The 13,269-nt window shown below is 55.4% G+C and carries 11 protein-coding genes; 6 read left to right on the top strand and 5 right to left on the bottom strand.

Going from position 1 to position 13,269, the window contains the following annotated elements; all coding sequences use genetic code 11:
- Positions 1-267 precede the first annotated feature (267 nt).
- Entirely contained in the window at positions 268-816 is a 549-nt protein-coding gene (locus tag AAF465_15120) for a thioredoxin family protein (GenBank protein ID MEM7084059.1), read from the bottom strand.
- Between the two features lie 178 nt (positions 817-994).
- On the opposite strand from AAF465_15120, the gene AAF465_15115 reads away from it, so the two are divergent.
- Both AAF465_15115 and AAF465_15110 read left to right on the top strand, forming a co-directional pair.
- On the top strand, positions 995-2,623 hold the full coding sequence (locus AAF465_15115; GenBank protein MEM7084058.1) for a M28 family metallopeptidase: 1,629 nt from the start codon (positions 995-997) through the stop codon (positions 2,621-2,623).
- A 161-nt stretch (positions 2,624-2,784) separates the two neighbouring features.
- Complete coding sequence (locus AAF465_15110) at positions 2,785-3,912, top strand: GGDEF domain-containing protein (GenBank protein MEM7084057.1); 1,128 nt, start codon at positions 2,785-2,787, stop codon at positions 3,910-3,912.
- A 24-nt stretch (positions 3,913-3,936) separates the two neighbouring features.
- Here AAF465_15110 and AAF465_15105 read toward each other — a convergent pair whose 3' ends face one another.
- Entirely contained in the window at positions 3,937-4,302 is a 366-nt protein-coding gene (locus tag AAF465_15105; GenBank protein ID MEM7084056.1) for a DUF2256 and DUF3253 domain-containing protein, read from the bottom strand.
- Between the two features lie 17 nt (positions 4,303-4,319).
- On the bottom strand, positions 4,320-5,228 hold the full coding sequence (locus tag AAF465_15100) for a dihydrodipicolinate synthase family protein (GenBank protein MEM7084055.1): 909 nt from the start codon (positions 5,226-5,228) through the stop codon (positions 4,320-4,322).
- Between the two features lie 273 nt (positions 5,229-5,501).
- Between AAF465_15100 and AAF465_15095 the strand changes: the two genes are divergently transcribed.
- Positions 5,502-6,938, top strand: coding sequence for an NAD-dependent succinate-semialdehyde dehydrogenase (locus AAF465_15095; protein ID MEM7084054.1), 1,437 nt, complete (start codon positions 5,502-5,504; stop codon positions 6,936-6,938).
- Positions 6,939-6,962: 24 nt separating this feature from the next.
- Here the strand turns inward: AAF465_15095 and AAF465_15090 are convergent, their stop codons facing one another.
- Positions 6,963-8,012 carry an ornithine cyclodeaminase gene (locus tag AAF465_15090; protein ID MEM7084053.1) on the bottom strand — a complete coding sequence of 350 codons (1,050 nt, stop codon included), beginning with the start codon at positions 8,010-8,012 and terminating at the stop codon, positions 6,963-6,965.
- Between the two features lie 187 nt (positions 8,013-8,199).
- Between AAF465_15090 and AAF465_15085 the strand changes: the two genes are divergently transcribed.
- The gene (locus tag AAF465_15085; protein ID MEM7084052.1) at positions 8,200-8,628 is read left to right on the top strand and encodes an Lrp/AsnC family transcriptional regulator; all 429 of its coding nucleotides are present in this window, start codon (positions 8,200-8,202) and stop codon (positions 8,626-8,628) included.
- 141 nt (positions 8,629-8,769) lie between these two features.
- Here AAF465_15085 and AAF465_15080 read toward each other — a convergent pair whose 3' ends face one another.
- The gene (locus tag AAF465_15080; GenBank protein ID MEM7084051.1) at positions 8,770-10,614 is read right to left on the bottom strand and encodes a DUF885 domain-containing protein; all 1,845 of its coding nucleotides are present in this window, start codon (positions 10,612-10,614) and stop codon (positions 8,770-8,772) included.
- Between the two features lie 546 nt (positions 10,615-11,160).
- On the opposite strand from AAF465_15080, the gene AAF465_15075 reads away from it, so the two are divergent.
- Entirely contained in the window at positions 11,161-12,003 is an 843-nt protein-coding gene (locus tag AAF465_15075) for a DUF4437 domain-containing protein (GenBank protein MEM7084050.1), read from the top strand.
- Positions 12,004-12,224: 221 nt separating this feature from the next.
- Positions 12,225-13,181 (top strand): tryptophan--tRNA ligase, encoded by a 957-nt coding sequence (gene trpS / locus AAF465_15070; protein MEM7084049.1) that lies wholly within the window; start codon positions 12,225-12,227, stop codon positions 13,179-13,181.
- The last annotated feature ends 88 nt before the right edge of the window (positions 13,182-13,269 follow it).

Genomic DNA, 13,269 nt, shown 5'->3' with positions numbered 1-13,269 from the left:
GGCTCGCATTCCGAATTGCGCGCCATCGCGGAAGTGTATGCGTCAGATGATGCTGATGAGAAATTCGTTGACGACTTTGTTAACGCCTGGACCAAGGTCATGAATTTAGACCGCTTTGACAGATAGGTCTCGCCATCCGATGGAAAAAGGCCCGCTGTTTTCGCAGCGGGCCTTTTCTTAAAGCCGGGAATCGATCAGAGGCGGGACCTTGCGCCATCACCTGGACGAGCGCTAGAGACTCTATCAACACCCTATTCGCACAGACGATCAACTGCGCCATTTGATCGAGCAGCCCATACTCGGGTGTTGCTCAACTGGCCCCTCGCCGGTACGGGCGATCTGTTGCATCGCATTCACCAGTTCCGCAACGCGGTTGTCTGCATTGGCCATGCGCGCATCGTCGAGCCGACCGCGATAGCGAAGCTGGCTATTGGCATCAAAGCCAAAAAAATCCGGTGTGCATACCGCATCGTATGCGCGGCCGACGGACTGGTCTTCATCGACAAGATACGGAAAGTCAAAACCATGCCGACCCGCGAACTCTTTCATTTTGGGCGGGCTGTCGTCGGGATAGCGTAGATAGTCATTGGAATTAATGGCGACAACACCAAAATTTTGACTGGCAAGAATCGCAGCATCCTGCACGAATCGATCAGCAATCGCCTTCACATAGGGACAGTGGTTACAAATAAACGCAACCAAAAAGCCATTTTGACCTTTAACGCTGTCCAACGTCACAGAGTTGCCGTCAAAATCCGGCAACGTGAAATCGGCCGCGGTCCAGCCAGTGTCGACGGTAGGCGTGTTTAACAGCATCGCGCAATCCTATTCAACGGAGTTAATGTCGATTATACGAAGTCGTTGGCCATTGTCGACGTGTCACGCTGTCATGCCAACAACGTGCTATCGTCTGACGCTCTTTCCTTTGACGGTTGCCGCCTAAGCGGTGCGCCGGACCAATCGCTCGATCTTGCTGCATTCATCGGATTGCTACATGAAAAGAATTCTCGCTGCCTGCCTGTTTCTCGCCGCCTGTGCCACGTCGACCGACATCGGCACCGAGTCGACGCCCGCGTTTTCGGCTAACGCTTTCAAAGCTCACGTGCAGTTTTTGGCCAGCGATCTGCTCGAGGGCCGCGAAGCCGGCACCGCAGGCTACGATATTGCCGCGGAATACGTCGCCACTCAATTTGAACTCATGGGACTGGTTCCAGGGGGGGCAGACGGATCGTGGTTTCAACCAGTACCCCTGCGCGCCTCGTGGCGCAACACCAATCAGATCAGCCTGACGTTGATTCGACCGGGCGAGTCGACAGAACTCGTCTTTCAACACGACTTTTTGCTGCGCAGTTCACCAATTGACGAGGTAAACGAATTCGAAGGCGAGGCAGTGTTTGTCGGTTTTGGCATTGATGCGCCAAATCGTGGCCACAACGACTACGAGGGATTAGACGTACGCGACAAAATTGTCGTGAGTATCTCCGGCTTTCCAAAGGGCTGGCCGAGTGAGGAAGGCGCTTATTACAGTTCTGGGGCGAACAAAGCCAAAACCGCACAGAAATACGGGGCGAAAGCCGGCATTACTGTGTACACCGATCTGCTCGAAATGCGCGCGCCGTGGGTACGCATGACCCAAAACCCGAACCGCATGTCGCTTTCATGGATCGATAAAAACGGCGTGCCCCATACCAGCGCGCCATCGATTCGAATTGGTGGAATCCTGTCACCTGATGCATCCGGACTGCTGTTCGACGGTGCACCGCGTTCCTATGAGACCATTCGCCAAGAAGCAAACGAGGGTGCGCCTAGCGGATTTGCGTTACCGGTCCGTCTATCGCTCAAAGCCGGTAATCGATACGAAGACAAAGTGAGTGCGAACGTAGTGGGCATGGTGCGCGGAACGGATCCGGTGCTACGAAACGAATATGTGGTCATCACCGGTCATCTAGACCATCTTGGCATTGGCACGCCGGTCGACGGCGACGCGATATACAATGGGGCGCTCGATAACGCGGCTGGTATTGCCGCGATGCTTGAAGCCGCCAGAGCACTGCAGTCCGATCCACCTCGCCGCTCGGTGATCTTCCTTGCGGTCACGGCGGAGGAAAAAGGGTTGCTGGGTGCCGACTATTACGCGCGCAATCCCACCGTACCCATCGAATCGATTGTGGCGAATGTCAATCTCGACATGCCGGTGCTTACCTATGACTTTACGAATGTCATTGGCTTTGGCGCCACGCATTCGAGCCTCGAACAATCAATGCGCACTGCGCTGGCAAAAATGGGACTGGGGCTGGCTCCCGATCCCTTTCCACAACAAGCCATCTTCGTGCGATCCGATCACTACCGCTTTGTGCAACAAGGGGTGCCAGCAATCATGTTAGCGACCGGTACCGATTCCGTAGACGGAAAAGGCAAAGGTCTTGAACAACTCAACGCATTCTTGCGAACGCACTATCATCAACCCAGCGATGAATTAAACCGAGACATAGACTTTGCGGCCGGCGCCAAGTTTGCAGAAGTGAATTACTATATTCTCAAAGCGATCGCAGACGCGACTGAACGACCTACGTGGAACGAAGGTGATTTTTTTGGTGATTTGTTTTCATCCCCTTCACCATAATGAGCGCGTTCGACAACGGGCACGTTAAGTCAATACGCTCTCAGGGTTTCTAACTAGGTTTTACGTAAATCGGCGGTCCGCATGCTCAGTTTACCGGCTGAAAATGCGGTAGACGTGAACGCTATCACGACAAAAATTTGGCGTATCCGTAATCTGGAACCATGGCCAGAGAACCGGAACACTACAGTATCGATCGGGATCGCTTCGAAGCGGTAACGCGTGTTGTGGCCGCGATCATTGTCGCCATTGTCGTGTGGGTGAGTCACGCCGCCACACTGCAAGGACCTCCCCTTCAACACACACTGATTCAGTATGGTGTGTTGGTCTACGCTCTCGGCGCGTTAGCAATCTGCGCCGACATGTGGCTCCGGCCTTCCTCCAGCGCATCGCGTAACTTGCTGGGTATCTCGCTAGATGTCGCTGGTGTCTCCGCCGGTCTGTATCTTGGTGCCGGCACCGTCGATCCGGTAGCCCTGTTTTACTTGTGGATCATGCTAGGTAGCGGGATGGTGTACGGCATGCGCTACTTGTTCATCGCGGGCGCTATGTCCATTTTGGGATTTGGTTTCGTCTACAGTGTGAGCGAGTACTGGCAAAACCAGCCACAATTCTCCGCCACCATTGCCGGCCTGATGATTCTGCTCGGCCCGTACATGGCGCTATTGCTGCACAGTCTAGAAAAAACACGTCGTGAAGTGAGTTGGCAAGCTAATCATGACAGCTTAACGCGCTTACTCAATCGTCGTGCCTTCGAGCAAATGTTGCACTCCATTTTGAACGCGGACGATACGGAGCAAACACACTTTTTGCTGTACCTCGATCTTGATCGCTTTAAGGACATCAATGACTCCGCCGGCCACGCGGCGGGCGATCGAGCGTTGGTTGATATCACGCGGATCCTGCGTTCGAACATTCGAGAAAACGACGTAATTGCCCGCATGGGTGGCGATGAGTTCTGCATCTTAATGCCGGCACTCACTCTTGAGCAGGCACGTCGTCGCTCAGAGCGAATTCGTAATGAAGTCGCTTCCTACCGTCTTGCCTGGGGCACGCAAATCTATACGCTCGGTGTCAGTATTGGTGCGGCCTGCTCGGCCAGTGCCGCCGATGCCGGTGCACTCATTCGACTGGCTGATGCGGCGTGCTACGCAGCCAAGAACAACGGCCGCAATCAGGTACACGTAGTCGACACTCTGAATGAAGTGGCCGATACGCAGATGATTCGCAAGCTCGTGTTACCGGAAAACACACAGAATGCCCGACCCCGCCCCGCCAAACAGATGGCATAAACTGTGGGCTACACACACTGCGCATCATGCTCGTCGTAATCGAATGGGCCCTTTGAAAGTGTTCGGATCGACGATCTGACCACGCTGCGTGATCTGTAGTTTGCCCTCATGAGCAAGTAGTCGCGCGGCACCTCTTACGCGCTCCATTTTTTTGGGGTCCTGCTTATCTGCTGTATTCAGCACTTCGCTTGGACAGATCGTTTTCCCGTCCCGCTTATCCAGTAACGCCAAAATCGTTGCCATTAGCACATCGGGCACGCCGGCCGATCGACAGGCTTTGCTGCAGTACTTCACCTCATCCCAACTCGCCGCCCACTTTTTGCGGTAGGTCATTGGGCGTCCGCATGCCTGACAGGTTTTAACACCGCGTCTATGTGAATTTGCCCCCAACGCTCAACTCAACCGCACTATCGCTTAAGCCCACACTGATCGAATGCCGCCCGCACCACTTCTTTCTCTTTCTCGCTCATCTCCAACATCGGTGGCCGGACTCGCCCGCCTACCTGTCCCAGTAGTTCCTGCCAGTACTTTCCAAAAGCCTGTGGCTTATCGGCAGGCTTGCTCTGCCTCATCGCGCTGCGAACGGGTTCGAGGCTGTCGCGCACACGCCGTGCCTCATCGAATTTCCCTTCAAACGCCAGCTGGGTATAGTCATGCATGCGCGTGTCGTGTTTGGTCTGCAGATGATAGGGCGGCGAGGAGCATAGATAGAGTTGCCAGCCGAGTTCTTCGATATTGTCGAGCCAATCGTCTTCGAGCGAGGTCGACACCTGAATCTTGTCGCCGACCATATGCGTGAGCTTGACGTACATCTCGCGGGGCACCGAATACTTGATCGCCACAATATTCGGTAGCTCAGCAATTCGTGCACACTCCTCGGGCTGCATCAGATAGCCGGTGTCAGGATGACTCCACATCGCAATGCCGATATCGAGTTCATCGCACAGTGCTTTGTAATATTGATAGAGTACCTCGCCCCGTTCATGGACGAAACTGAGTGTGGGCGCGTGCACAACAATGTAGTCCGCCCCACAGTTCTGGGCATGGTGTGACAGCGCTTTCACGGTATCAAAGTTCTGATCCGACACCGACACGATCACTCCCGCTTTACCATCACACTCGTCGACTGCCACCTCGAAATTTCGTTTGCGCTCCTCCAGGCTCATCGAAAAATACTCGCCCTGTTTGCCGGCAATAAACAGGCCTTGAATTCGCAAATCATCAATCCAGTGGCGGATATTGGCGCGCAGGCCCACCTCGTCAAACGACAAATCATCGTTAAATGGATTAAGTGCCGCTGCCCAAATGCCGCGCATGTGCTCGCGAGCGTGGTCTTTGGCGTCGAGTTTAGAGTAGTTAGACACTGGATCACCTATTGGAAAAAAAACGAAAAAGGCGGCGGACACCCACTGTGGTGGACCGCACCGCTATACTATATCGAGAGAGTGCGGTTATCGACGTGCGGCGAACTGCCAGGGCTCGAGCGTCATCGGTCCGGTCTAACCGGACAGCCTCTACCACGCTGCATCGCGCCATGATCTCAAGCCACAATCCGATAAACTACCCGCATTAGAATAATGGACTCGATTATGGACACGTATCCTGAATTAGCGCTTTATATTAATGGACAGTGGCGCACAACCCGCGAAGACCTGCCGGTATTGAATCCAGCGACAGAGGACGAGATTGGGCGATTGCCGCATGCGGGCATTACCGACCTGGACGATGCGCTCGAGGCGGCCGCCGCCGGCTTTAAACGTTGGAGTCGCACGCCGCCTGTCGAGCGCGCCAATGTGCTGTTCACGGCAGCCCAACTCATGCGTGAACGGCAAGAAGAGATCGCGCTGGCCATTACGGCCGAACATGGCAAACCACTCCCTCAGGCCCGACTTGAGGTGATACGAGGCTGTGAATTTTTCGAATGGGATGCGGGTGAAGCCACGCGCACCTATGGCCGAGTGATTCCCAGTGCTCCGGGCGTGCGTTACATCGTGCATCTACAGCCCATTGGCACCGTGGCGGCGTTTTCGCCGTGGAATTTTCCCATGAGCCAACCCTGCCGGAAAGTGGCTGGCGCCATTGCGTCAGGGTGTTCGATCATTTTGAAAGCCGCGGAAGAAACACCGGCCGGCGCCCTGCATATCGCCCGTGCGCTGCACGACGCAGGTCTCCCGCCGGGCGTACTTAATTTGGTCTTTGGCACACCATCACAGATCTCAGAACACCTGATATCCAAAGAGCAGGTGCGACTCGTGGCCTTTACCGGCTCGACCAGTGTCGGCCGTCATCTCACTACCCTCGCCTCGCAGTACATGACGTCGGTGCTCATGGAATTGGGCGGCCATGCACCGGTGATTGTTTGCGAAGACACCGATGTAGAAGCGGCAGCGATAAGCGGGGCACTACGCAAAATGCGAAACGCCGGGCAAGTGTGCACATCGCCCACCCGGTTTTTTGTGCATGAACACATCTTTGATGACTATCTTGATACGTTCGTTGAACGTGCAGCCGCTACCGTGGTAGGCAACGGCACAGACCCCGGAATCGACATGGGTCCGTTGGCCAACGAACGCCGCCCGCCGGCTCTGGCTTCACTCGTGGAGGACGCCGTCGCTAAGGGCGCGCGTCTGCTGACTGGCGGTAAACCAATGGCCGGCAAGGGCTACTTTTTCGAGCCCACCGTGTTGGCCAATGTGCCGGACAATGCGCGGGTCATGCAGGAAGAGCCGTTTGGTCCGCTTGCGGTGGTGAATCCCGTGGCAAGCCTCGACGAGGGTATTGCTCAAGCCAATTCAGTACCGTACGGACTGGCTGCCTATGGGTTCACGAATCGTTCGGACTATGCTGATCGGCTGATCGAAGAACTCGAAGCCGGCAACGTGTCCATCAATACACTCGAAGCGTCGCTACCCGAAACACCTTTTGGCGGTGTCAAACACAGTGGCTACGGGCGTGAAGGCGGCACCGAAGGGCTGCACAACTACATGATTATCAAAAACGTCTCGCATAGCACGAAAGTGGTATAGCGATGCGTTGCAACGATATCGATGTTAGGCGGCAGAGCGCGTATGCACCTCGCCGTTCATACCCATAATGCGCTCAAATAAATTCTTGGGATCATTGAGCTCGGGAATCAATGCAATGTCGTCACCCAAGCCCAGCTCAATGGCTTTGTTGTACACATAGGTGAGCGCTGAGAAATCTTCGAGTGCGAACCCGACGGAATCAAACACCGTGATTTGATCGCGGCTGTCGCGACCGACTCGCTGACCTGCGATCACTTTCCAAAGATCGTGTACGGGATGATCGGCATCGAGCTGCTGTATGTCGCCTTCAACGCGCGTTTGCGGTTCGAACTCAACAAAGATTTTAGCGGCGCGCAGCACGTCCGCGTGCAGTTCGGTTTTACCCGGACAGTCGCCACCCACCGCATTAATGTGCATCCCGGGTTCAATCATGTCTGGCGTGAGTATAGTTGCCCAGGTTTTATCGGCCGTGCAGGTCGTCACGATATCGGCACCTTTCACCGCGGTGGCGGCCGAGCTGGCCTGAACCACCATCAAGTTTGGGAAGCGCTTGAGATTAGAGGCGAGTTTCTTCATAGCAGCCTCATCGATATCGTAGACGCGTAGTTCTTCAATGCCGAGTAGCTGATGAAACGCCACGGCCTGAAATTCGCTCTGGGCACCAGCGCCGATCATGCCGAGCACGCGTGCATCGTCGCGCGCCAGTGCTTTGGCGGCAATGGCCGACGCAGCGGCGGTGCGAAATGCGGTGGTGAGGGTGAGCTCCGATAACAGCACGGGATAGCCCGTCTCCACATCTGCCAGCGCACCAAAGGCCATCACCGTGGAGACCCCGAGCGCCGTGTTGGATGGATGACCGTTGACATACTTAAAGGCATAGCGCGTCTGGTCGGCAACCGGCATTAGCTCGATCACGCCAATTTCGCTGTGACTGGCCACGCGCGCGCTTTTATCAAACGACTCCCATCGCACAAAATCGTTGTGCATTTGCTCGGCGATGCCGGTCAGTACGTGTTCGAAACCGACGGTCTCAACGAGTTGGCACAGGGCGGGCACATCAACAAAACGGGTCATAACGTTATCTCTATACGATTAAACGACTGACAAAGCCTAAAGTCATATTGACCTAATTTATAGAGCATATAGTGACCAAAAATTCTATGTATTGATCATTTTGTATATAATACTTAGTCAATGTGTATAACAGGGTGGCGTCATCGCCCGCCATCTCATCGATTTAGCGCGAAAAGCGAGGCCCCCAATGATTCAACTCGATCCTACTGACCAAGGCCTGATCTCTTTGCTTCGTGACGATGCGCGTACATCGGTGGTCAGGCTGGCTAAGCATCTGGGCATATCACGGGCGACCGTTCAAAGTCGTATGAAGCGGTTAGAAAAAAAGGGCGTGATCGCAGGCTATACCGTGTTGCTCAGTGACGAAATTGAGAAGCCGGCGGTACGGGCCTTCATGAGCATCCAAGCCGACAGTGTGAGTGAAGCGTCGGTCGTTCAGCGACTGCGCGGCGTGCCGCAGGTTGCCGCCGTACACCACACCACCGGCCGCTGGGATTTAATCGCTGAAATTCGAACCGACTCCCTCGCATCCTTTAACCAAATAATTGGCATGCTGCGTCTAATCGATGGCGTGGTGGCGACCGAATCGAATCTATTGCTTGAAAGCTACGAGTAGTCGTTGGGCGCTGGTAAAAAAGCGTTACGACGGGGCGGGAGGAAGACGTCGTGATGGGTTAACAACGTTTCGATGGGCCATCGCCCGTTGTCCAGCCGACGCGTGCGCGCTAGACAGTGAGTCGCCTTTCCACTGTTCGCCTCAGACGGTTTCAATGTATTCGTCAATCACCCGCTCCAGCACCGACATCGGCACCGCACCACCGAGCACCACCGCATCATTAAACTTGCGATAGTCAAACGCTTGGCCCATTTGCCGTTGGGCATTGTCACGCAATCGATTGATGGCCGAGTGGCCGACTTTGTATCCGCAGGCCTGACCGGGCCAGGCGCAGTAACGATCGACTTCGCCACGCACTTCTTCTGGATTGGATCCGTTGTTGGTCACAAACCACTCGTTGGCTTCTTGACGCGTCCAGCGCTTGGCGTGAAGACCGGTATCCACAACAAGACGACAGGCGCGAAACGCGAGCGACTGCAAATAGCCTAGTCGCCCGACCGGAAACGCATCGTAGACCCCGAGCTCATCAGCAATTTGCTGGGCATACAGCGCCCAACCTTCTGAGTAGGCGTTAAACGCCAGCAGCGATCGAACCAGCGGTTGCTTAAAGGTGTATTCGGCTTGCCATACGTGACCTGGAATCGCCTCATGATAGGACAGGTCTTTTAGGTTAAATTTGTTGTGTAGCGCCGGTGTTCGCAGGTTGATCCAGTAGTGTCCAGGTTGCGTGCCATCGATTGAGCCCGCGCCACCGTAGGCACCGGGCGCGCCCGCCTCAACCTCCGGATCGATTCGCACCACCTTTAAAAAGCCCGGCACCAATGTCTCGAACGCCTGGGGCATCAGCGCGCGAATTTCAGATAGCGCATCATCGATAAACGCCATTATTTCAGCTCGACCTTTGTCGCCATCCGAAAACAAATAACGTGGGTCTTTGCCGAGTGCGGACATCCGCTCACCCACCGAGCCTTTGGTGTAGCCAATACTCTGGAGAATCGGCTCCATTCGAGCTTGAAGGCTGGCGAGCTCCTCGCGCCCCATTTCATGCACTTCGTCCGGTGTCATCGTGGTGGTCGTGCCCGCTTTCAATGCCCAGGCATAGTAGTCATCGCCATCGGGCTTAGCCCAAACGCCCGCATCGGATGTTGCCGTGTTCCTAAACGATGACAATGCCTTAATCTGAGCACTGATCGCCGGCACGATTTCACGTCGCGCAATGTCCACCGCGCGCGCTTCAGCGTGAGTGTCGAACTTTGCGGCCTTGGCGCCAAAGCTCTTTAAGAAACCCCAGCGATCAGGTGGTCGTTGGCTGGCGCCCTCCAACTGAGCGATGGTCTTCTCAAGCAGAAAATCGGGTAACACGTAGCCATTAGCTCCTTCGCGTAACACGCGCCCGTTCTCGCCAACCAGCTGGCCGGCATACTCGCTTAAGCGCGCCAAATACGCGTCGACGTCGTCGCGAGATTCAATGTTATGGCTGGCATCAAGAAAACTGGGAATCTCGACAAAGGCGCCGGTGTTTTGCGCCACGACATAAGGACTTGGCCGATAAGACCAGTTGTAATTGAGCATGGCATTGTCGCCAAACGGAAACGCAAAACCCTCGGACGCGGTGGTAAACATCGTACGCACGACGTCCACATCCAGCGCCACGTCGGCTGAGAGACGGCGAACGTCAATGGCATTAAGTTCGTCTACAAGCGACCGAACGCGCGTGGCGATGTCTGTTTGGCCTGCCATTGTGCGGTCGGTAAGCCGTGATTTGAGGGTGTGATAGTCGTCTTTGTCGATGCCCGCGCTACTGGCGGTTTCCGGATAGGCGGTGACCAATAAATCCGTCGCCTTATCGAGTATCGCATTGGCACCCTCATCGGTCGCAATTAAAGCCTGCACACTTGTTTTCTCGGGGTGGATGGAATGACACCCAGACAGGGTACTCGCGGCAGCGATTAACGCAGACTGTTTTAGCAGCGAACGACGGGTCATCGGCATGGCTCGGCTCCGAATTAGTAGGGTTGCGAAAGCTGCTTCACGGTAACCTGAGTCTCAAACGAATGCTATTGGGCATCCGCCATCATTCGGTTCAATCGGAAACGGTCGAGTCGTTCCTTGCGGCCAGCCAACTGCATGGGAACGCCCACGGGACACATCTACCTTCGTAGCAACTGATAGCGCGCTGTGAACGCCCGCTTGTCCCGCCAGTTGGGGCTAGACGATGCGTCACCGCTCTCGTTGGGACCCGCTGCGGTGATGGATGCCGGACCCGACACGACATCTCGTGCGGCTGCGCCGATCGGATGGCCTCTCAAAATCGATCGGTAGCGTCGAGCGTGCTTACGATACTGATGCGCTGCCGCAATGCGGTGCCTCTCGCCTCAATGAAGCAAATGGATGACCGTCTCGATGGGGATTGGCTCCTCGCCGCGATCCCTCGACACGCCGGATCGGCTGGACGGCCTAACTGATTGTCTTTCGACTTTTTACTGTGGTCTTGTTAGGTTCATGAGTGTGTTCGGCAATGAGTAAAAGATCATGCGATTAGTGTTTGTGCTCTTGTCGCTCGCCTTGACCAGTTGTGGCGCGCTCAATGATCGCGCGTCCACGGTGATCCATCGATCCGAACTCACGAGCCAGCCCCTCAATCCGGCCCGTGGTGATGCCAGTCCCGCAGCGAGTGTGATGTGGGGCGATCTTAAGAAGAATGTTCCGACTGGGGCGCTCATTGAGTTTGTCGACGGTTTTTCGTCGCCACCACATATCCATAACGTCACCTATCGCGGGCTGGTGATTAGTGGTCGCGTGCACAACGCACACCCGGACGCCGACACGCAGTGGATGGAGCCCGGCTCCTTTTGGGTTCAGGCTGCCGGCGAGAATCACATCACGGCCGCTGAACCCGGCGATGCAGCCGTGATCTTTCTCGAAATTGTGAAAGGACCTTATCTGGTCAAACCACCGGCCGAGTCGTTCCAGGGCTTCGACGTATCCAAAAACGTGCCCGCCGACGAGATACCCTGGCTCGACGCCGACAGCACCTCCTGGCTGCTCCCTGCCAATCCAACGGCTACGGATCGATTGCCCACAATGACGGTTCTTTGGGGCTCAGCCATAAAAGGGGAACGCTTCGGATCACTTCTGCGACTCCCAATCGGCTATCGTGGTGAGTTGCGCAGCGACGGACGCGCGATGCACGGTGTACTCATCCGCGGCAAACTGGTTCATAGCGATCAATCGTCGGCCCCTCAGTCTCTTGATGTAGGCAGTTACTTCGCATGGGGTGAGGCAGTTTCTCCCACCATTGCCTGCGAAACAACGCCGCATTGTTTGCTTTACATCAGCGCATCCAAGCCCTATTTGCTAACCGCGAAACCGTGATAACTGAGTGCGTATGCCGGCGCAAAAAAACACGGGTCCGGCTTGCCGCGCTACAGAGTCAAGGCGACCACTTGTTCAGCCTCGGCAATCTGAATCAATCGACAACACAGGACGTTGCTATCACCAGATTATCGAGGTAAAACAGTACCCCCGCGCCGCGACCATCGCTCAACGTTTATGGGTTTACTCGACGCGCTTGACTCTCAACACAGGACCACCGCATGACCGCTCGATCGCTTTCCGGTATTCAGCCCTCCGGCCGTCTTCATCTTGGCAACTACTTTGGCGCAATTCGCCAGCACATTGCCAAGCAAGACGACGCCTTCTACTTCATCGCTAACTACCACGCCCAAACTACGGTGTTTGATGCCGAAACACTGCGGCGCTACACACTGGAAACGGCCGCGTCTTATCTGGCACTGGGGCTCGATCCCGAACGTGCCACACTGTTTCGTCAGTCGGATGTCCCTCAGGTCACCGAATTAATGTGGTTGCTCACGTCGGTGACGGGCAAAGGGCTGCTTGATCGCGCTGTGTCCTACAAGGACCGCGTAGCCCAAGGCGTCACACCGAGCCTGGGCTTATACATGTATCCGGTACTCATGGCGGCCGATATCCTGGCGTATGATTCTGACATTGTGCCCGTGGGTAGCGATCAGGTTCAGCATATTGAGATGTGTCGCGACATGGCGGGCAGCTTCAATAATCGTTATGGCGACACATTTAAAATTCCCGATTATGAAATTGGCACGCCCGTGCCCGTTAAGGGAGTGGATGGTCGCAAGATGTCGAAAAGCTACGACAACACGATTCCAATTTTCGACACCGCCAAAGCACTCAAAAAGAAAGTGATGAGCATTACCACCGACTCGAAAGGGCTAGACGAACCGAAAGACCCCGATACGTGTAATGTGTTTGACATGTACAAGCTCATGGCCAGTGAGGAAGAGCTTGAGACGATGGCCGCCAACTACCGGCGCGGCGGTTACGGTTACGGCGCTGCTAAAAAAGAGCTGCTGCGCTTGATCAACGAGACGTTCGGCGACGCGACGGAGCGGTACTTCGCATTACTCAATACACCCGACGACATTGAAGACGCGTTGCAAAAGGGCGCGGAGAAAGCCCGCGCTGCGGCCACCAAAGTACTCAATCGAGCTCGCGCCGCCTCCGGACTCTGACAAACAGTCGGACCTTACAAAACTGGGTGTCGCCAGGGTAGCGGTTGTCGGACTGGACACGGTGGTTCGGGGACGGTGAACGCCATTC

Source organism: Pseudomonadota bacterium, from assembly GCA_039028935.1.
In the GTDB taxonomy this organism is placed as follows: domain Bacteria; phylum Pseudomonadota; class Gammaproteobacteria; order Steroidobacterales; family SZUA-146; genus SZUA-146.
Note: the sequence above shows the minus strand (reverse complement) of the source record. Positions and strands in the feature narration are given on the sequence as shown.

What these genes read in the sequence shown, in the direction of transcription:
- AAF465_15120 (MEM7084059.1), bottom strand. Translation starts at nt 816, where the DNA reads ATGCTGTTAAACACGCCTACCGTCGACACTGGCTGGACCGCGGCCGAT.
- AAF465_15115 (MEM7084058.1), top strand. Translation starts at nt 995, where the DNA reads ATGAAAAGAATTCTCGCTGCCTGCCTGTTTCTCGCCGCCTGTGCCACG.
- AAF465_15110 (MEM7084057.1), top strand. Translation starts at nt 2,785, where the DNA reads ATGGCCAGAGAACCGGAACACTACAGTATCGATCGGGATCGCTTCGAA.
- AAF465_15100 (MEM7084055.1), bottom strand. Translation starts at nt 5,228, where the DNA reads ATGCGCGGCATTTGGGCAGCGGCACTTAATCCATTTAACGATGATTTG.
- AAF465_15095 (MEM7084054.1), top strand. Translation starts at nt 5,502, where the DNA reads ATGGACACGTATCCTGAATTAGCGCTTTATATTAATGGACAGTGGCGC.
- AAF465_15090 (MEM7084053.1), bottom strand. Translation starts at nt 8,012, where the DNA reads ATGACCCGTTTTGTTGATGTGCCCGCCCTGTGCCAACTCGTTGAGACC.
- AAF465_15085 (MEM7084052.1), top strand. Translation starts at nt 8,200, where the DNA reads ATGATTCAACTCGATCCTACTGACCAAGGCCTGATCTCTTTGCTTCGT.
- AAF465_15080 (MEM7084051.1), bottom strand. Translation starts at nt 10,614, where the DNA reads ATGACCCGTCGTTCGCTGCTAAAACAGTCTGCGTTAATCGCTGCCGCG.
- AAF465_15075 (MEM7084050.1), top strand. Translation starts at nt 11,161, where the DNA reads ATGCGATTAGTGTTTGTGCTCTTGTCGCTCGCCTTGACCAGTTGTGGC.
- trpS (MEM7084049.1), top strand. Translation starts at nt 12,225, where the DNA reads ATGACCGCTCGATCGCTTTCCGGTATTCAGCCCTCCGGCCGTCTTCAT.